General features: G+C 69.0%; 19 protein-coding genes. 14 read left to right on the forward strand and 5 right to left on the reverse strand.

What is annotated here, in order from left to right; genetic code table 11:
- Positions 1-91 precede the first annotated feature (91 nt).
- The 4 genes from ACYVIO_RS41375 to ACYVIO_RS41390 are packed head-to-tail and all read left to right on the forward strand — an operon-like array spanning position 92 to position 2991.
- Complete coding sequence (locus ACYVIO_RS41375; protein ID WP_460656493.1) at positions 92-802, forward strand: ABC transporter ATP-binding protein; 711 nt, start codon at positions 92-94, stop codon at positions 800-802.
- Positions 802-1569: a hypothetical protein gene (locus tag ACYVIO_RS41380; protein WP_460656494.1), complete on the forward strand. Its 768-nt coding sequence runs from the start codon at positions 802-804 to the stop codon at positions 1567-1569. The genes ACYVIO_RS41375 and ACYVIO_RS41380 overlap by 1 nt, the downstream gene beginning before the upstream one ends.
- Positions 1570-1615: 46 nt before the next feature.
- Positions 1616-2293: a response regulator transcription factor gene (locus ACYVIO_RS41385; RefSeq protein ID WP_460656495.1), complete on the forward strand. Its 678-nt coding sequence runs from the start codon at positions 1616-1618 to the stop codon at positions 2291-2293.
- A gap of 5 nt (positions 2294-2298) precedes the next feature.
- The gene (locus ACYVIO_RS41390; RefSeq protein ID WP_460656496.1) at positions 2299-2991 is read left to right on the forward strand and encodes a phosphatase PAP2 family protein; all 693 of its coding nucleotides are present in this window, start codon (positions 2299-2301) and stop codon (positions 2989-2991) included.
- On the opposite strand, the gene ACYVIO_RS41395 is transcribed toward ACYVIO_RS41390, so the two are convergent.
- The 5 genes from ACYVIO_RS41395 to ACYVIO_RS41415 form a co-directional block, all read right to left on the reverse strand.
- Positions 2942-4339: a sensor histidine kinase gene (locus ACYVIO_RS41395; RefSeq protein ID WP_460656497.1), complete on the reverse strand. Its 1398-nt coding sequence runs from the start codon at positions 4337-4339 to the stop codon at positions 2942-2944. The genes ACYVIO_RS41390 and ACYVIO_RS41395 overlap by 50 nt on opposite strands.
- A 121-nt stretch (positions 4340-4460) precedes the next feature.
- Positions 4461-4766 (reverse strand): putative quinol monooxygenase, encoded by a 306-nt coding sequence (locus ACYVIO_RS41400; protein ID WP_460656498.1) that lies wholly within the window; start codon positions 4764-4766, stop codon positions 4461-4463.
- A complete protein-coding gene (locus ACYVIO_RS41405; RefSeq protein ID WP_460656499.1) occupies positions 4763-5800 on the reverse strand; it encodes an Ldh family oxidoreductase in 1038 nt (345 codons plus the stop codon). Before ACYVIO_RS41405 ends, ACYVIO_RS41400 begins: the two co-directional genes overlap by 4 nt.
- 10 nt (positions 5801-5810) lie before the next feature.
- Positions 5811-6488: a response regulator gene (locus ACYVIO_RS41410; RefSeq protein WP_460656500.1), complete on the reverse strand. Its 678-nt coding sequence runs from the start codon at positions 6486-6488 to the stop codon at positions 5811-5813.
- On the reverse strand, positions 6485-8101 hold the full coding sequence (locus tag ACYVIO_RS41415; RefSeq protein ID WP_460656501.1) for a sensor histidine kinase: 1617 nt from the start codon (positions 8099-8101) through the stop codon (positions 6485-6487). The genes ACYVIO_RS41410 and ACYVIO_RS41415 overlap by 4 nt, the downstream gene beginning before the upstream one ends.
- Before the next feature lie 148 nt (positions 8102-8249).
- On the opposite strand from ACYVIO_RS41415, the gene ACYVIO_RS41420 reads away from it, so the two are divergent.
- From ACYVIO_RS41420 to ACYVIO_RS41465, 10 genes are all read left to right on the forward strand, one after another.
- Positions 8250-9254: a Bug family tripartite tricarboxylate transporter substrate binding protein gene (locus tag ACYVIO_RS41420; protein WP_460656502.1), complete on the forward strand. Its 1005-nt coding sequence runs from the start codon at positions 8250-8252 to the stop codon at positions 9252-9254.
- Positions 9254-9745, forward strand: a complete 492-nt coding sequence (locus tag ACYVIO_RS41425; RefSeq protein WP_460656503.1) for a tripartite tricarboxylate transporter TctB family protein — start codon at positions 9254-9256, stop codon at positions 9743-9745. The genes ACYVIO_RS41420 and ACYVIO_RS41425 overlap by 1 nt, the downstream gene beginning before the upstream one ends.
- Positions 9745-11274 (forward strand): tripartite tricarboxylate transporter permease, encoded by a 1530-nt coding sequence (locus ACYVIO_RS41430; RefSeq protein ID WP_460656504.1) that lies wholly within the window; start codon positions 9745-9747, stop codon positions 11272-11274. The genes ACYVIO_RS41425 and ACYVIO_RS41430 overlap by 1 nt, the downstream gene beginning before the upstream one ends.
- 2 nt (positions 11275-11276) lie before the next feature.
- Positions 11277-11675, forward strand: coding sequence for a universal stress protein (locus tag ACYVIO_RS41435; RefSeq protein WP_460656505.1), 399 nt, complete (start codon positions 11277-11279; stop codon positions 11673-11675).
- A gap of 42 nt (positions 11676-11717) precedes the next feature.
- Complete coding sequence (locus tag ACYVIO_RS41440; RefSeq protein ID WP_460656506.1) at positions 11718-12359, forward strand: DedA family protein; 642 nt, start codon at positions 11718-11720, stop codon at positions 12357-12359.
- 101 nt (positions 12360-12460) lie between these two features.
- On the forward strand, positions 12461-13243 hold the full coding sequence (locus ACYVIO_RS41445; RefSeq protein ID WP_460656507.1) for a GntR family transcriptional regulator: 783 nt from the start codon (positions 12461-12463) through the stop codon (positions 13241-13243).
- A gap of 47 nt (positions 13244-13290) precedes the next feature.
- Positions 13291-13947 carry a response regulator transcription factor gene (locus tag ACYVIO_RS41450; protein WP_460656508.1) on the forward strand — a complete coding sequence of 219 codons (657 nt, stop codon included), beginning with the start codon at positions 13291-13293 and terminating at the stop codon, positions 13945-13947.
- Entirely contained in the window at positions 13938-15194 is a 1257-nt protein-coding gene (locus tag ACYVIO_RS41455) for a sensor histidine kinase (RefSeq protein ID WP_460656509.1), read from the forward strand. Before ACYVIO_RS41450 ends, ACYVIO_RS41455 begins: the two co-directional genes overlap by 10 nt.
- A 48-nt stretch (positions 15195-15242) precedes the next feature.
- Positions 15243-16496: a COG4705 family protein gene (locus ACYVIO_RS41460; RefSeq protein WP_460656510.1), complete on the forward strand. Its 1254-nt coding sequence runs from the start codon at positions 15243-15245 to the stop codon at positions 16494-16496.
- A 401-nt stretch (positions 16497-16897) separates the two neighbouring features.
- The gene (locus tag ACYVIO_RS41465) at positions 16898-17722 is read left to right on the forward strand and encodes an undecaprenyl-diphosphate phosphatase (protein ID WP_460656511.1); all 825 of its coding nucleotides are present in this window, start codon (positions 16898-16900) and stop codon (positions 17720-17722) included.
- Positions 17723-18874 lie beyond the last annotated feature (1152 nt).

The following is an 18874-nucleotide window of genomic DNA, read 5'->3' on the forward strand; positions in this document are numbered from 1 at the left end:
TCCAGACAGATGTCTCCCGACGGAAGTCGGGGGCCGAAGATCTGTCCGCGGCCGGACGCCTGCACCGGGTCGCCGATCGGACAGTGAACCCATGATCGAACTTCGCAACCTCAGTAAGCACTACCGATCGGTCCGGGCGGTCGACGACCTCACCGTGACCGTGCGTCCGGGCCGCGTGACCGCCTTCCTCGGGCCCAACGGCGCCGGCAAGTCGACGACGTTCCGGCTCCTGCTCGGGCTCGACCGACCGGACTCCGGGACCGCTCAGGTCAACGGTTCCCGGTACGCCGAGCTGACCGATCCCCTCCGCGCGGTCGGCGCACTGCTCGATGCCAACGGCGTCCACGGCGGTCGGTCGGCGTACCACCACCTGCTCTGCATCGCTCGGGCCGGCCGCATCCCGCGAAGCCGGGTCGGCGAGGTCCTCGACCAGACCGGGCTCATGCCTGTGGCCCGGCGCCGGGTGGGCGGGTTCTCGCTCGGGATGCGGCAACGGCTCGGGGTCGCGGCGGCGCTGCTCGGCGATCCCTCCGTCCTGCTGCTCGACGAACCGATGAACGGACTCGATCCCGAAGGCATCCGCTGGACCCGCGGGCTGCTGCGCGGACTCGCCGACGAGGGCCGGACCGTCTTCGTCTCGAGCCACCTGATGACCGAGATGGCGCTGGTCGCCGACCACCTGGTCGTGATCAGCCGCGGCCGGCTGATCGCCGACGGCCCGCTCACCGACTTCACCCGCGAGGGCCGCTCACTGGAAGACGTGTACCTCGACCTCGCCGACTCAGACTTCAGGAGCAACTGATGCTGCCCGTACTCACCTCCGAGTGGACCAAGCTCCGCTCTGTCCGGTCGACGCCGCTGAGCCTGCTGTTCGCAGCTGCGGTGTCCGTCGCCGGTGCTTTCTTCTCCGCGACCGGGCGCGCCGCGGACTATGCGGGCCTGTCGAACGCCGACCGGTTGGCGTTCGACCCGGTGAACCTCAGCTTCGACGGTCTCGCCTTCGCCCAGCTGGCGTTCGGCGTACTGGGGGTGCTGGCGATCAGCCCGGAGTACACGACAGGACAGATCCGTACGACGTTCACGGCCGTACCCCGGCGGACGAGAGTCCTTCTGGCCAAGGTCTCCATCACGTCGGTGGTGGCGCTCGTCGTCGGCACGGTTCTCGCGTTCGTCTGCTTCTTCGTCGCCCAGGCCGGCCTGCGGAGCGCGCACGTCGGAGTCAGGCTCGGGTCGCCCGGCGCCCTGCGCGCTGTCCTGGGAGCGAGCCTGTACCTGATCACCCTCACGCTGCTGGGAGTCGGTCTCGGCGCGCTCATCCGCCACACCGCGGGCGCGATCAGCGCCCTGTTCGCCCTCGTCTTCGTCCTCCCTGTCGTCGCCGCCAACCTCTCCAGCTGGACCACCTGGCCCGCCAAGTGGAACCTGTGGTCTGCGGGCAACGCCCTCATCGCGACCCGGCCGCTGGGGCCGGACGCTCCGTCGCCGGCCCAGGGCCTACTGATCTGCGCGGCGTGCGCCGTCGTACCGCTGGCTCTGGCGCTGGTGCTGATCACGCGAAGAGACGCGTGAGGCGTCACTCAGCGGATTCTCAGCGGGACGGGGCGAGACTGTGGGTATGCGGGTGCTGATGGTGGAGGACGAGGTCCGGCTGGCCGAGACGGTACGGCGGGGGCTGACCGACGCCGGGTTCGTGGTCGAGCTGGTGCACAACGGCGAGGACGCCGTGTGGGCCGCGACCGAGCACAGCTACGACGTGATCGTCCTCGACATCATGTTGCCGAAGCTGAACGGGTACAAGGTGCTCGAGCAGCTCCGGGAGCGTGGGGTGTGGACGCCGGTGCTGATGCTGACCGCCAAGGACGGCGAGTACGACCAGACCGACGCGTTCGATCTCGGCGCCGACGACTACCTGACCAAGCCGTTCAGCTTCCTCGTCCTGGTCGCTCGGCTGCGGGCGTTGATTCGGCGCGGCGGGCCGGAGCGGCCGGTCGTGCTGGTAGCCGGCGACCTCATCCTGGATCCCGCTCGGCGCCGGGTCGAAAGAGGCGGTCAGGAGATCGTGCTGACGCCGCGCGAGTACGGCCTGCTCGAGTTCCTGATGCGGCACCGCGGCGACACCGTCAGCAAGATGGAGATCCTGGAGAGCGTCTGGGACCCCGCCTTCGACGGCGACCCGAACGTCGTCGAGGTCTACATCCGCTACCTGCGCCTCAAACTCGACGCCCCGTTCGGCCGGCACGCGATCGAAACCGTCCGCGGCATGGGCTACCGCCTCGACGCCGACGGCGGGTGACCGCGATGACCACGACCGAGCAGCACCCAGGACGAACGACGGGCCGGTACGCCGTACCGCTCGCAGGCGCAGCCCTCGCGATCGCAGGCACGCTCGGAGCGATCGCCCTGGCCGACAGCGCAACCGAGTCCGACGGCCTCGCCGCGTTCGACCCGGACTTCAGCACCGATGCCGTCGCGGCCCGAACAGCACCGCTCACCGCGCTGGCCCGATCGCTCACCTTCATCGGCAACACTCCCGTGCTGGTGATCCTGACGATCCTCGCGGCAGTCCTCCTCTACCGGGTCACCCGGTCCTGGCGTGCACCAGGGTTGCTCGTGGTCGCGATGGCCGGCTCAGCCGCGCTCACCGTCGTCCTGAAACTCGCCGTCGGCCGTCACCGGCCCGGGATCGACTTCGTGCTCGGGCCGGTCAGCACCGGCTACGCCTTTCCGTCCGGGCACACCTTGAACTCCACGGTGTTCTTCGGAGCTCTCACGGCCTTGATCTGGCTCGGGCTCCGATCGGCCACGGCCAAGGCAGGCATCGCCCTTGCGGCGCTGCTGCTCAGTGCCGGCATCGGTATCAGCCGGGTCTACCTCGGCTACCACTGGGCAACCGACGTCCTGGCCGGCTGGACCATTGCGGTGGCCTGGCTGGCGATCGTGCTCAGTGCCGCGCACCTGTGGCACTGGGTACCGAAGTCAACGGAAGCCTGACCACGAACCGGGCACCGCCGAGCGATGAGTCGGTGATCTCGACCGTGCCGCCATGGCCGCGGACCACCTCCCGGACGATCGACAGCCCGAGGCCCGAGCCGCCGCTACGGCGATCCCGGCTCGCGTCCAGCCGGACGAAACGCTCGAACACCCGGTCCCGCTCGGCCTCGGGCACGCCGTCACCGTCGTCCTCGACCACGACAGTCGCCGTATCGTCGTCCGACGACAACGTGATCCGGACCCGGCCACGAGCCGCCTGCACCGCGTTGTCGGCGAGGTTGCGGATCACCTGGCTCAACTTGGCGGCATCGCCGGACACCCGCACAGCCGGTACGACGCCCTCGACCTCGACGCCGCCGGCCGAGCGCAGCCGGCGCAGCTCGCTGCCGACGAGATCGTCCAGGTCGACGTCGGTGCGCTGCAGCTGCAGCCCACTGTCATCGGCCTTGGCGAGCAACAGCAGGTCCTCGACCAGGCGACGCATCCGGTCCGTCTCCGCGCGCATCACCTCGTGCAGCTCCGGCTCGGAGCGACCGGTCGGATCGGCCGCCACCACATCGAGCGCCGCCATCAGGCTCGCGATCGGCGAGCGCAACTCGTGGCTGGCATCGGCGACGAACCGCCGCTGCGTCTCTTGGCCGGACTGCAGCCGGTCCAGCATCTCGTTCATCGTGACCGCGAGCCGCCCGATCTCGTCGTCGGCCGGCGGCACCGGAACCCGCTCGGCGAGCTGCTCGACACCGATGCCGTGCACGCGAGCCCGGATCTGCTCCACCGGCCGCAGCGCCCGCCCTACCAGCACCCAGGTCGCGGCGCCGACCAGCAGCACCAGCAACGGGTAGCCGATCAGCAGGTACGTCGTCACGGTGGTGACCGTCTCGCGCTGCGTCTCCACCGACGACGCCACGATCACCGTGTACCGGACGTCGCCGGACTCGGCGCCCCGGGCAATGATCACGTACGGGTTGTCGTCGTCCAGCAACGGCATCCGGCCGACGTCGTCCCGCTGCGAGACCCCGACCGCCGGCCGCAGCGCACTCAGCGGCGTACCGCCCGCCTGCGGCGACGAGCTCGCGACAACCTTCCCGGACTGGTCGACCACCTGAATCAGCTGACTCGGCCTGGTGTTCTCCACCAGCTCCCGCTCCAGCCCGCTCTGTCCTTCCTCCTCCACCTGACTCGCCACGTCGAACGCCCGCGAACCGGCCTGATCGGCGACGCTGGTGATCAACGCCCGCTGAAGAAGCAGCAGCAGAACGGCAGCGCCCACGGCCAGTGCAACGGCCACGACGACGATGGCCGCAGCCGTCGACCGCCCGCGCACCCCGAACCGCCGCAGTACCCGCACCACGCCTCCTCAGCCGTCTCCGCCCGAATCTAGTTCACCGATCCCGCCTGGCGTGGGATCAGACGTCATGCTGAGGGACGGTAGGCCCGGGCTGCTGAGAAGGAGCTGAGCGCAGGCGGACTCACCGGGCGTGATGGAAGCGTCTGTCGGCGAGCACGTTCCGCTGACTCCCCGGGACCACATGTTCGGCGACCGCGGACCGCCAGGTCGCGAAGTGCGGCGCCGCACGATGTGCCTCGACCGCCGCCTGGTCCGTGTAGACCTCGTACAGGACGAAATGGTGGTCGTCGGCAACGTCCTGGCAGACGTCGAAGTGGTGGCAGCCGGGCTCGTCGGTGAAGGAGCGTTCGGCGTTGGTCCGGATCGCCTCGACGAAGGCGTCCAGGTGGCCGGGCAGGACCTGGAGGGAGACGGTGAGCGTGATCATCCGACGAGCTCTACCCCGGTTTCCTGGCTGAGTTGGAGAAGGGTCTGCCAGGTCTTCGGCGGCAGCGTGACCTCGGCTGATCGCTCCGCCTGCCGGTCCTCGAGTTCGCCGGGGACCAGGATCTCGTCGGCCCACGCAGCCTTCTCCGCCGTACGGGTGGACTCGACGAGGGTCTCCACGCGGGCGGCGTACTCGTCGGGGTCGGCCATCGCGGCGACGTCGATGGTGAGTAGAAGATGCCCGGCACCGCTCACCTTGTTCGCGTCGTACGGGCCGGCGACAGCATCCCCGAACGCACTTCCGGTCAGTACGCCGGCCAGCACGTCGAACATGAACGAGATCACGTACCCCTTCGGCCCCGCCATCGGCAGGATCAGTCCCTCGATCGCCGCCTGCGGGTCGGTCGTCGGGTTGCCCTCGGCATCGGAGGCCCAGTCGGCCGGGATCGGGGTCCCGCGCTCGGCGGCGAGGTAAACCTTGCCGCGGGCAACGGCCGTGTTCGCGAGATCCATCACCACGGTCCCGTGCCGCCCGCCCGGCGCGGCGATCGACCACGGGTTCGTCCCGATGCTCTTTCGCCGACCGCCCCACGGCGCCATCGCCGGGCTCGCGTTGGTCGACAGCAACGCGACGCAGCCCGCCTCGGCCGCCTGACGGGTGAAGTACGCCGCGGTCCCGAAATGCCCTGACCGCCGTACGCCGACCGCGCTCACGCCGCACGCACGAGCTCGTTCGATGCCGACAGCAACAGCCCGCTGGGCAACGACCTGGCCGATGCCGTCCCCACCATCCAGTACGACGACCGCCCCGGAGTCCCGCACGGTCTTGACCTGAGTCACTTTCCGCATCGCCCCGGAACGCAACTTGGCCACGTACCAGGGCAACCGCAGCGCTCCGTGCGATGCATGTCCCCACCGCTCCGCCATCACCAGCGAGTCGGCGAGCAGGTCCGCATCCACCCGAGGAACACCCTCAACACACAGAACCTCGGCCATGAAGGCGCACAGCACCTCGGGCGGCAGACGACGAGTCACAGATCTCCGATCAACGCGACAACGGGCGATAGCGCCGCTCGGGCCGGCCCGCGACGCCGTACCGCGGCTTCATCTCAGCCCGGCCGACGGTCACGAGGTGCTCCAGGTAGCGACGAGTGCTGCTGCGCGACAGCCCGGTGACCTCGGCGCACTCCGACGCCGAGACGCCGTCGTCCGGCGCATCGTCGAGCGCCTTCAGCACCAGCCCGGTGGTCTCCGGACTGATTCCCTTCGGCGCCGCGATCCGCCCGCTCTGCGTCCGGAAGACCCGATCCACTTCCTCCTGGTGTACCTCGGTCAAATGATGCAGCTCGGCGAAGTGCGCCGCGTAGTCGTCCAGCCGAGCGCGCAGCGACTCCACCTCGAACGGCTTCACCAGGTACTGGAAAACCCCACCCCGCAAGGCCGTCCGCAACGTCTCCAGGTCACGCGCCGCACTGATCACGATCACGTCCACGGGGTAGTCCACCGCCGACTCCCGGAACCGCCACAGCACGTCCAGACCACTCATGTCCGGCAGGTAGATGTCGAGCAGCACGAGATCGGGCCGCAGCGCCCGTACGGCGGACAGCGCGTCCCCACCGGTCCGCGCCGCGCCGACGATCTCGAACCCAGGATGCCGGGCGACCACGTTCGAGTGCAGCCGCGCGACCATGAAGTCGTCGTCGACCACCAGCACCCGGATCATGCCGGCGCCACCTGCAGGACCGGGAGCGTTGCCACGAACACCGCTCCGCGGTCGTTGTGCACGGAGACCTCACCGCCACGCTGGCGGCAGATCACCCGGACGAGTGCCAGCCCGATCCCGTGATCGTCACCGGACTCGTCCACCTTCGTGCTGAAACCAGGGCTGAACACCCGGTCCCGCATCGCGGTGTCCACGCCCGGCCCGGAGTCGTGCACGGTGATCCGTACCGCGCCGTCGACCTCGCTCACCTCGACCGCCACATGCGGATCAAGACCGCGGGCCGCGGCATCCAACGCGTTGTCGACCAGGTTCCCCAGCACCGTCGACACATCGGTCGCCAGCCGCTCGTCGAGACGCGCCAGCAACGTCGCGTGCTCGACGACGAAGCTCACGCCCCGCTCGGCCGCCTGGCTGGACTTGGCGATCAGCAACGCGGCGACGGCCGGATCCGCCACCCGAGCGGTGATCCCCGCGGTGAGCTCGGTCTGGTCCGCGGTCACCTGCCGGATGTAGCTCCGGACGTCGCCGTACTCACCCAGCTCGATCAAGCCGCTGATGATGTGCATCCGGTTGCTGAACTCGTGGGCCTGGGCGCGCAGCGTGTCCGTCGTGTTGCGCGTGACGTCGAGCTCCCGCTGGAGCTCCAGCAGCTCGGTCCGGTCACGGAACGTACCAACCCAGCCGATGTGCCGGCCGTGGCTGCGCACCGGCATCCGGTTCAGCGTGAGCACCCGGCCGTGCAGCGGCAGGATCTGATCGGTGGCCGGAGGCCCGTCGAACATCTCCAGCAGGCGGCCGGTGTCGTCGACCTCGGCCAGCGACCGCCCGGCCGACGTCAGCGGGATCCCGAGCAGGTGAGCCGCTTCGTCGTTCACCATCGTGATCCGGCGTTCCAGGTCGATCGCCAGCACGCCTTCCTTGATCCCGTGCAGCAAAGCCTCTCGTTGCTCGACCAGGCCGGTGATCTCGCGCGGTTCCAGACCCAGCGTCTGTCGTTTCACCGTCCTTGCCAGCAGCAACGAGCCGATCACTCCCAGCAGGCTCGCGATCCCGAGGTACGTCAGCAGGTTCGGCAGTGCGGCGGCGAGGTTCGCGAGCAGCGACGGGTACTGCCGCCCGACGGCGACCACGCCGTCAGTCTCCCGCGTCCGCTCGTTGATGATCGGCGCCATCGCCAGCGCGGCACCGGTCACGTCGTCCTCGCCCACCCACGAGCGGCCGAGGAAAGCATTGGTGTCCTGCAACCGGGTCACCGACATCTTCGGTACCGGGTCGGTGGAGGCGATGATCCGGCGGTCCTTCACCGCGATCACCACGTAGCTCGAGCCGGAGAAGGTCCGCCCGGACTCGGCCACCGACTGCGCCTGGCTCACGTAGTTCGGCGCGCCGTCCGACGCGGCCGCCTCACGCACGCCCGCGCTGACCGCCAGCCACTCCGCGACGGCCAGCGCCCGGCGACCCTCGGTCTCCCGGAAGCGGGCGTTCGACTGCGCCAGCGAGACGGCTGCGACGCCGACCAGGACGACGAGAACGATCAGCAGCTGCACCGCGAGCATGCGACCGGCCAGCGTCCAGCGACGCCGTCCCGGAAACAGTCTCCACCTCGCGCTCACCGCTCGATTGTGCGGTGCGCCACCCGATCACGCCAACCATCGGGTGAGCACAATGAGCACAACAGTGTTTGCGATCACAACGGTGACAGCGCCTCCGGCCCACGCCACGCTGACGGCACCCGCACCACCGAGCACCGAGGAGGCCGCCGTGCGAGCACGGACGTTGTTCACCAGTTTCACCGCCGTACTGGGGCTTGCCGTCGCCGCGGCCGGCTGCGGCGTCAGCGCCGACGACAACGCGGCCGGAACCACCGATTCGGGCCCGGTCAAGGGTCTGCGGATCCTCGTCCCGAACTCCCCCGGCAGCGGGTACGACACCACCGCCCGGGCCGCCGCCAAGGCGATGCAGGACGCGAAGCTGAGCGACACCGTCGAGGTGTTCAACACCGCCGGCGCCGGTGGCACGGTCGGCCTGCAGCGCCTGGTGAACGAGAAGGGCCAGGAGGACCTGCTGATGCAGATGGGCCTCGGTGTCGTCGGCGCGGTCTTCACCAACAAGTCGAAGGCCACGCTGCAGGACACGGTCCCGATCGCGAAGCTGGTCGAGGAGGCCGAGGCGATCGTCGTACCGAAGGGTTCGCCGTACACGACACTGGACCAGCTCGTCGCCGCCTGGAAAGCCGATCCGGGCAAGATGCCGGTCGGCGGCGCGTCCAACGCCGGCGGGCCCGATCACCTGACCCCGATGCTGGTCGCCAAGGCCGTCGGGGTGTCGCCGAAGACCGTCAACTACGTCCCGTACGACGGCGGCGGCGAACTGCTGACCGCGATCCTCGGCAAGAAGGTCGCCTTCGCCGCCACCGGCGTCGGTGAGGTCGCCGAGCAGGCGAAGACCGGCGACGTGAAGATCCTCGCCGTCACCAGCGAGCAGCCGGTGCCCGGCCTGGACGCGCCCACGCTGAAGAGCCTGAACGTCGACCTCGTGTTCACCAACTGGCGCGGCATCGTCGGCCCGCCCGGCCTGTCCGACGCCAAGCAGAAGCAGTACGACGAGCTGCTCACCAAGATGCACGAGTCGGCGCAGTGGAAGCAGACGCTCGCCGACCAAGGCTGGACCGACGCGTTCCAGAAGGGCGAGGAGTTCAAGACCTTCCTCACCTCCGAGAACGACCGCGTCGCCGGCGTCCTTCGAGAACTTGGCCTCGTCGCCTGATGAGCACCGTGAAGCAGGGCCGCTCCGAACTCGGAGTGGCCCTCCTCCTCCTGCTCCTCGGAGCATGGGCAACGATCGACGCCCTGCAACTCCCGGCCGTCGAGACGCGCGGTCCCGTCGGTCCGAAGACCGTCCCGCTCGCCGTCGCCCTGCTGCTCGTGCTGACCGCCGTACTGCTCGCGATCGACGTACTGCGGGGAGGTCGTGGCGAGCAGGAAGCCGGTGAGGACGTCGATCTGGCCCACGGCAGCGACTGGAAGACGCTCGGCCTGCTCGTCGTCGCCTTCGTCGCCAACATCCTGCTGATCGAGCGGCTCGGCTGGCCCGTCTCCGGCGCGGTGCTGTTCTTCGGCACCACCTTCGCGCTCGGCAGCCGCCACCTGATCCGCAACGCGATCATCTCGATCGCGCTCTCGGTCGGCACCTGGTACCTGTTCAACCTCGGCCTCGGCATCCCGCTGCCGGTCGGGATCCTCAAGGGAATCCTGTGATGGACGCGCTCTCCGAACTGCTCAACGGGTTCACCACGGCCGCCCACCCGACCAACCTGCTGTACGCGTTCGTCGGCGTCCTGCTCGGTACGGCGATCGGTGTCCTGCCCGGCATCGGCCCCGCGATGGCGATCGCGCTGCTGCTGCCGCTCACCTACTCGCTCGAACCGACCCAGGCCTTCATCATGTTCGCCGGGATCTACTACGGCGGCATGTACGGCGGCTCGACCACCTCGATCCTGCTGAACACCCCCGGCGAGAGCGCCTCGGTCGTGACCGCGATCGAGGGCAACAAGATGGCCCGCAAGGGCAGAGCCGCGGCCGCCCTGGCGACCGCCGCGATCGGGTCGTTCATCGCCGGCACCATCGGAACGCTCTGCCTGGCCCTGCTCGCCCCCGCGATCGTCAAGCTGGCCGTGAAGATGGGCGCACCGGACTACTTCGCGGTGATGGTGCTCGCGTTCATCGCCGTCACGACCGTGCTCGGCTCGTCCAAGGTCCGCGGCCTCGCCGCGCTGGCGATCGGTCTGCTGATCGGCCTGATCGGGATCGACCCGACATCCGGACAGCAGCGACTCACGCTCGGCCTGCCGGAGCTTGCCGACGGCATCGATGTCGTCGTGGTCGCCGTCGGCCTCTTCGCCGTCGGCGAGGCCCTCTGGATCGCCGCGCACCTCCGCCGTACGCCGGCCGAGATCATCACCGTCGGGGCCGCGCGGATGACGCGCGAGGACTGGCGCCGGTCCTGGAAGCCCTGGCTGCGCGGCACCGCGATCGGTTTCCCGTTCGGCGCGATCCCGGCCGGTGGCGCCGAGATCCCGACCTTCCTGTCGTACGTCACCGAGAAGAAACTGAGCAAGCACCCGGAGGAGTTCGGCCACGGTGCTGTCGAGGGCGTCGCCGGTCCCGAGGCGACGAACAACGCGTCGGCCGCCGGTGGTCTGGTTCCCCTGCTCACGCTGGGGATCCCGACCACCGCGACCGCCGCGGTGATGCTCGGCGCCTTCCAGAGCTACGGCATCCAGCCGGGTCCGCGCCTGTTGGAGACCCAGCCCGAGCTGGTCTGGGGCCTGGTGGCCAGCCTGTTCATCGGCAACGTGATCCTGCTGGCGCTGAACCTGCCGCTGGCACCGCTGTGGGCCAAGCTGCTCCGGATCCCGCGGCCCTACCTGTACGCCGGGATCCTGTTCTTCGCCAGCATCGGCGCGTACGCCGCCAACCTGTCGACCTTCGACCTGTGGCTCCTGCTGCTGCTCGGCGGGCTCGGCTTCGCCATGCGCCGGTTCGGGCTGCCCGTCGTACCGGCGATCATCGGCATCATCCTCGGCCCGACCGCCGAGGAACAGATGCGTCGCGCACTGCAGATCAGCGACGGCGAGCTCGGCGGGCTCTGGAACACCTGGTTCGCAAAGATCGTGTACGCCGTGATCCTGCTGGTCCTGGTCGTGCCGCCGCTCGTGACCGCCCTGCGCAAGCGCCGGCAGACCGAGGACCGCGAACTCGAACCCTCCGACCGATCGGGAGACTGAGCATGGCGATCATCGTCGGGTACGTGCCGACCTCCGAAGGCCAGGCCGCTTTGGCGGCCGCGATCGGCGAGGCCAAGCGCCGCGATCAGCGACTCGTCGTGGTCAACACCAGCCGCGGTGAGTCCCTCGTCGACACCCGCTTCGCCTCCGGTACCACCTGGGACTCCGTCGAACACCAACTCACCGAGGCCGGCGTCGACCACGAACTCACCCAGCTCGTGGAGAGCAAGGACGCCGCGCAACAGATCCTCACCCTCGCCCACGACCTCAACGCCGAACTCATCGTGATCGGCCTACGCCGCCGTACGCCGGTCGGCAAACTCATCCTCGGCAGCCAGGCCCAAACCATCCTCCTGCACGCCGACTGCCCGGTCCTGGCCGTGAAGAACAGACCTGAATAAGTTCCCAGGAACCTCCTACACGCCGTAGGTACACTCAATTTCGTGGCACTCTCGATGGCAGCCGCGGAGCCTACCGGCGGAGTAGCCGGGTGGGCCGTGCACCTGATGGAGCAGCTCGGCGCGCCTGGCGCGGGGATCGCGGTCGCGCTGGAGAACCTGTTCCCACCACTCCCGAGCGAGGTGATCCTCCCGCTCGCCGGCTTCGCCGCAAGTCGCGGCGATCTCGGCCTGATCAACGCGATTGTCTTCACCACGGTGGGCTCGGTCGTCGGCGCCGCACTCCTGTACGCCGTCGGCGCCGCCCTCGGGCGCGACCGCACCCGCGCACTGGCCGGGAAGATCCCGCTGGTGAAGCTGGAGGACTTCGACAAGGCCGAGCAGTGGTTCCACCGCCACGGCCAGAAAGCCGTACTGATCGGACGAGTGGTCCCGGTCGTGCGCAGCCTGATCTCGATCCCCGCCGGAGTCGAGCGGATGCCACCAGCACGGTTCCTGCTGCTGACCGCCGGCGGCAGCCTGGTCTGGAACTCCGCGCTGATCGTCGCCGGGTACTTCCTCGGCCAGAACTGGCAGGTCGTGCAGTCGTCGGTCGGCGTCTTCCAATGGGTCGTGGTGGCCGCCGCGGTCGCCGCGGTGACCTGGTTCGTGGTCGCCAAAGTGCGGTCGCGCCGCGGCCGCGAATGATCCGAAACTTGGCCTACACGATGTAGGAGAACACGCGAACTTAGGTTAGGTTTGCCGCACCGGACCAGACCGCCGTTCCAGGAGAGCCGCAGCAACCGTTCATGAACGAGCCCAAGCCGAGGCGCCGTCGGCCGTGGAAGATCTACGGACTGTCCGCCTTCGCCTACATCGCGCAGGAGCTCCGGCAGCAGATCGAGGACGGACGGCTGCGGCCGAACGCGAACCTGCCGTCGGTCCAGGAGCTGCAGCAGAAGTACGACGTCTCGCGGTCGACTGTGCGGAGCGCCGTCGACCTGCTCCGCACTGAGGGGCTGGTCTCCGTGGTCAACGGCCGCGGCAGCTTCGTCCGGCCGGACCTCGGGGTCGCCGCGGACGTGGTCGGCCGTCGTACGGTCGAGCTGCCTGAAGGCACCGATCCCCACGATCCGGACACCGACGACGACTCACTGGCCGAGCTTCGCCGTGTCGCCGAACGACAGCTGCCTCCGCACCATGTTCTCGCCGCACTCGACCTGTCGCCCGGCACCGAGGTCATCCACGTCATGCGAGTGCTTCGCCGCCCGACGAACAGCCGAGTGATCCACCACCTCTACTTCCCAGTGGATCTGCTGCCAGGACCACCTTCGTCCGCACCTACCGGCGGCCACTTCTACCAACGCCTGATCGACGACGGAATGCGGCCGGAGTGGGTCGAGGACGTCATGGCCAGACACCCGGACCCCGACGAGGCCCAGTCGCTCGCCGTACCGCGCACCCGGCCGATCCTCATCACCCGCCGGACCACCGCAGGCCAGGACGGCGCTGTCGTGGCGTTGGAGGAGACCCTCCGCGGCGCCGACGACAACCGCCTCAGCTACCGGATTCCGGCCATCCCGAAGGACTGAACCTGTTCTCAGCGGATCCTCAGGGCTGGGCGAGTACGTTGCCCGGCATGGCCAGGGTCGCTGTGTGCGAGGACGACGCCGCGTTGCGCGGGGTCCTGCGAAGAGCACTCGAAGGCGATGGGTACTCGGTGGTGGCCACGGCGACTGCGACCGAACTGCTGTCGAAACTCGACCCGGGACCGCAGGCCGTGATCCTCGACCTCGGTCTGCCGGACGCTGACGGGCGGGACGTGTGTCTCGCGCTCCGCGCCCGGGGTATCGATGCTCCGGTGCTGATGCTCACCGCGCTGAGCGGGATGCACCACAAGGTGAGCGGTTTCGAGGCGGGCGCGGACGACTACCTGACCAAACCGTTCGACGTTCCGGAGCTGCTGGTGCGGATGCGGGCCTTGCTGCGCCGGACCACCACCACCGCCGTCGCAGCCGACACCGTGGTGCTGGATCCAGCCGGCCACGAGATCCGGTGCGGTGCCGACAGCGCCGCACTGACCCCCACCGAGTTCCGCCTGCTCGGTCGGCTCGTCTCCGTGCCGGGCGAAGTCGTACGTCGCCATGCCTTGATCGCCGCCGGCTGGCCGCACGGCGCCTACGTCAGCGAGAACACACTGGACTCCTACCTGCGTCGTCTTCGGGTTAAGCTCGACCACCTGGGAATCAACGATCGCGTCGCGACTGTGCGTGGAGTCGGCTACCGATGGGACTGACCGGGTTCCGCGGGCGGATCGTCTCGCTCGCGGTCCTCACCGCGACGCTGGTCGTCGCCGTACTCGTCGTCCTCGGTCACGTCCTCGCCGCGCGTGCGACCGACACCGACGCCCGAACGCTGGCCCGTACCCGGGCCGACGCCGTCGCGGCGACCGTCGAGGTGCGCGGAGGACAGGTCCGGATGGTCGAGGGCAGCAGCGATGCCTTCGACGCCGTCGCTTGGGTCTACTCCGACGGCCGGCTGATCGACGGAGTCCACCATTCAGCCCTCGCCGACGCGGTCGACCGGCTCGGCGCGTCCGGGCGGAACGAGTTCGCAACGACGACCGACAACCTGTTGTACGCCCAGCCTCTGCCGGTCCATGGGCATCGGCTGACGGTGGTCGTCGAGGTGGACCTCGCGCCGTACGAGGCTGCCGAGCAGCACGGCCTGGTGATGTCCCTGGTCCTCGGTGCGCTCGCCGTCCTCCTCTCGGGAACTCTCGCCTGTCTCGGCGTGAGCCGGGCTCTGCGAGTGGTACGGCGGATGTCCGCCCTGGCCGACGAGTGGAGTGATCACGACCCCGGCCGCCGTTTCGGACTCGGGCCGCCCCGTGACGAACTCGGCGAGCTGGCCCAGACCTTCGACCGGCTCCTCGACCGGGTGTCGGACACTCTCGCCGACGAGCGGCGGCTGACCGACGAGATCGCCCACGAGCTGCGGACCCCGATCTCGGTACTACGCGGCGAAGCCCAGCTCGCCCAGCTCGGCAACGCCACCGTCGATCCTCAGCTCGTTCTCACCGAGACCGACCGCCTCGGTGCGGCGGTGAGCACGATTCTCGACGCCGCCCGGCTGCGTGACCGTCGGCAAGCGGCCTGCCAGCTCGGCCCAGTGTTGCGGCAGGCAACCAAAGGCCGGGCGGTCGACCTCGAGGCCGTGGAAGACCTCCGGGTGGATGTGCCCGCCGAGATCGTCGTGGCCCTGCTCGCTCCTCTGCTCGACAACGCCGCCCGGCACGCGCGGGAGACCGTCTCGCTCCGGGTCGAACGTCTCGCGAGCGACGTCCTGATCCATGTCTTCGACGACGGACCGGGTTTCAGCCCGCACGACCTCGAGCGGGTTTTCGAGCCCGGGCACACAGGCACGGGTGGCCACGGGCTGGGCCTGGCCGTCGTCCGCCGCATCGCGACCGCGGCCGGAGCCGGCGTCCGAGCCGTTGCTGAGGGCATCGGACACGTCGAGGTCAGTCTGCCTCGAGCCTGACCCGGCGTAGTCAGGTGGTGTGCAGGTTCCCTGCGCGACTGTGGCGGCATGACTACAGAAGCCGCTTCGCGCACCGGGACGTCCCGGGCTTTTCTGAACAAGGTGCCCGAGGTCACCGCCTGGTTCTGGCTGATCAAGATCCTCTGCACGACGGTGGGTGAGAGTTTCGCCGACTGGATCAACCTCCAGCTCGGCGTCGGGCTGGTCGCCACCGCCGTCATCTTCACCGTCGTCTTCGCGCTGGCCCTGGCCTGGCAGCTCGCCAGGTCCCGCTACGAGCCGGCGGCGTACTGGCTGACGGTCGTCGTCGTGAGCGTGACCGGCACGCTCTACACCGACATCCTCACCGACCAGGTCGGCGTGCCGCTGTGGATCAGCACCTCCGTGTTCAGCGTCGCCCTCGCGGTCGTGTTCGGGATCTGGTGGAGCCGGGAGCGCACCCTGTCCATCCACAGCATCGTTACGCTGCCCCGGGAAGCCTTCTACTGGCTGGCGGTTCTGGTCACCTTCGCACTCGGTACGGCGGCCGGCGACTGGACTCTCGAGCTGACCGGCTGGAGCCCCGGTGTCTCCGTCCTGCTCCCGCTGGCGCTGATAGCGATCATCGCTGCCTGCTGGCGAGCCGGCGCCAACCCCGTTCTGGCCTTCTGGCTCGCCTACATCCTGACCCGCCCGCTCGGCGCCAACCTCGGCGACTGGCTCGCGGCCCCGAGAGTGCCTGACCAGGGCCTGGGTCTGGGCACCCTGGTCACCAGCATCATCTTCCTGGCCGCCATCCTCGCGACCGTCGTCTACCTCACCCTCACCAGGACCGATGTGATCGAGGACCGCCGCAGCCTCAACCACGCCGCCAAATACCACCGCCCGGGCCGCGAGTGGCCACTGGTCGGCGTGATGGCGGCGTCGGCCGTCCTGGCCGGCGTACTGCTGAGCTGGGCGTCCACACAACCGCACGCGAACCTGGCCGCCGAGAAGGACGGCCCGAACCCCGGCGCCAACGTGAAGCTGAGCCCGGCCGAAGCAGTCGCGCATTTCCCGGCGACCGACGTGGCCCGCTACCGAACCCTCGTCCAGACCATGCGGGCCGACCTCGCCAAGAACGACCAGAGCGCACTGAACGGCGCGGTCGACGACTACGAGAAGGCCTGGGACGACGACCAGTCCAAGCTCGAGCCCCTCGACGAGAAGGCCTGGTCGTTCATCGACAACCAGAACGACGCCCTGTTCACCTCGGTCCGAGACTCCAAGGACCCAGCGACGGAGAAGCCGGCGATCGAAGCCCTGCTCAAGACCCTGGGCTGAGCAACCAGGTCACCGTCATCGCACGCCCGCCACGGCCACATCACCGCGACCGCTACGACCAGGGCGGCGCACTCGTCGAGCTGGCCTTGCCCAGGATCCCGACACACCCGCCGCCCGGTACCAGATCCCGGCCGTTCGCCGTCGACTCGCTGACAGTTCGATGACAGCCCCGCCATGACCGTTCCGCGCCGTGCCGCCGATCCGCAGGCTGGACCCACGGCGCACCAGCCCCCAGCCGCCACCGCGGGCGGACAGCATCACCCCCTTGTCCGCTCGCGGTGGTCCCCCCGGCCCGCGCTCTCAGCGGATCCTCAGCTCCGGGCGAATACGTTGCTCCCCGCAACCGTCGTCGATCCGGGAGAGAACGTGAAGCAGAGTCCTTGGGACCAGGGTGGTGCGCGATGACGCTCTGGCAGTCCGTCGTCCTCGGCATCGTCGAAGGTCTGACCGAGTTCCTCCCGGTGTCCAGCACCGGGCACCTCACGATCGTGTCGAAGCTGCTGGGGCTCCGGATCAACGATCCGTCGATCACCGGGTACACCGCGGTCATCCAGGTGGGCGCGATCGCGGCCGTGGTGCTGTACTTCTGGGGCGACATCCGCCGCATCGTCGTCGCCTGGGTCCGCGGGCTGGCCCGGCCTGAACGTCGTACCGACGACTACCGGCTGGGCTGGTACGTGCTCGTCGGCTCGCTGCCGATCGGTGTCGTCGGCTTCCTCGCCCGCGACGTCATCTCGGGCTCCCTGCGCAGCCTGTGGTGGGTTGCCGGAGCGCTGATCGTCTGGTCGTTCGTGATGATCGCCGCCGAGCGGCTCGGCAGCAAGTCGCGTCCGTTCACCGCCTTCACGTTCCGGGACGCGGTCGTGATGGGACTGGTCCAGTGTCTGGCCCTGATCCCGGGTGTCTCCCGCTCAGGCGCCACGATCTCGGCTGGGCTGTTCCGTGATCTGGATCGGGTGGCCGCGACCAGGATCGCCTTTCTGCTCGGCATCCCCGCTCTCGCCGGTGCCGGCCTGTACGAGCTCAAGGACGCCACCAGCGGCACCGTCGGCGCGACCGCTCTGGTCGTCGGGACGGTCGTCAGCTTCGTCGTCGCCTACGCGTCGGTCGCCTGGCTTCTGCGCTTCGTCAGCAAGCACTCGATCGAGGTCTTCGTAATCTACCGGGTCGCCCTCGGCATTCTGCTCGTCGTACTGCTGGCATCCGGCGCCATGTCGGCCACCTAGGGCTCTCAGCTGTTCCACAGGAGGAGGTCGCTACGGTGATCGGATGGCTCTGCTCACCCGAGCCGGACCCGCCGGCTGTTGATCGCGGCCGCCTGCGCCTTGGCCGCCGCGCGACGACGCCGACCGGACCGGGCCTGCACCCAGCTTACAGTTGCTCACAGCAACAGAATGCCGGGCGCCGGCCCTGGTCGCCGCGGTCCGCTCGAACCGGGAGGCAACCGCCGAGCTGTTCTTGTCCGTCAAGACCGTCGAAGCCAACCTGACCAGGGTCTACCCGAAATGTCTCGGTCAGCTCCGGCACCGAGCTCGCCAACCACCTGTTGGGTCCAGGTGCGCGCGAAGAGACGTCCCAGTGATGACCGTATCTGGAGCTCATGCCGGGCGCTGCCTCGCCTGGGAGACTATGCTCGTCTGGACGCTTGTCTGCAGGAGCGTCATCCTCGCCCAGCCTTCGCCGTTTACCGGTGGCGCGGCGATGTGGTCATGCAGGCTGGGTCAGGCGCTCCCGCCACCCTGCTTGCCCCATCCCGTCAATGACCATCTCAGCGGACACTCCACCTGCGCTGTGGACCCGGCTCTTGTCCACGGAGACGCGAAGGTCACGTTCCTCTGAGAGCCGGACGAACACAACGCGATGGCCTTGTACGGCCCGGTTGTCGCGCATCGAACATGGACCTCCGGCGGGATCCAATCAGCGTGCGGAGTGATGACGCAGTCCGCCGCGACAACGGACTCGTTGAGCTCAACCGCCGACGCACGGTCCGCGGCCCCCCACGCCGAACCCGCGAGAAGTAGTCCGCCGGCTGCCACCACAGACAGGCTCGCGACTCGTGCCATCGATTCTCCATGAGGGAACAGCGGGCGAGCCCAGATTCTCCATCGCTCGCTCACCAGCGGAGCCCGATCCGGGCGCTCGCCTGGTAGCCCCTCGACGCGTCCAACGAGGGCACCCCCGCCGGAACGTTCGAACAGGTCCAGGAACGAGCAGGGTCGCTGTAGCGGTAAGTGCCGCTGCAGACCCTGCCGCCGTCGATGTAGAGGTTCCAGACCCCGGTCTGGCTACTGCGTCCGGACACATCGACATCGATTGACATCGTCCCGCCCGGGAAACGCGTCGGGTACAAGTACATCGTGCACCACGGTTGCTGCGAC

The sequence above is a fragment of the Kribbella endophytica genome (genome assembly GCF_054781295.1).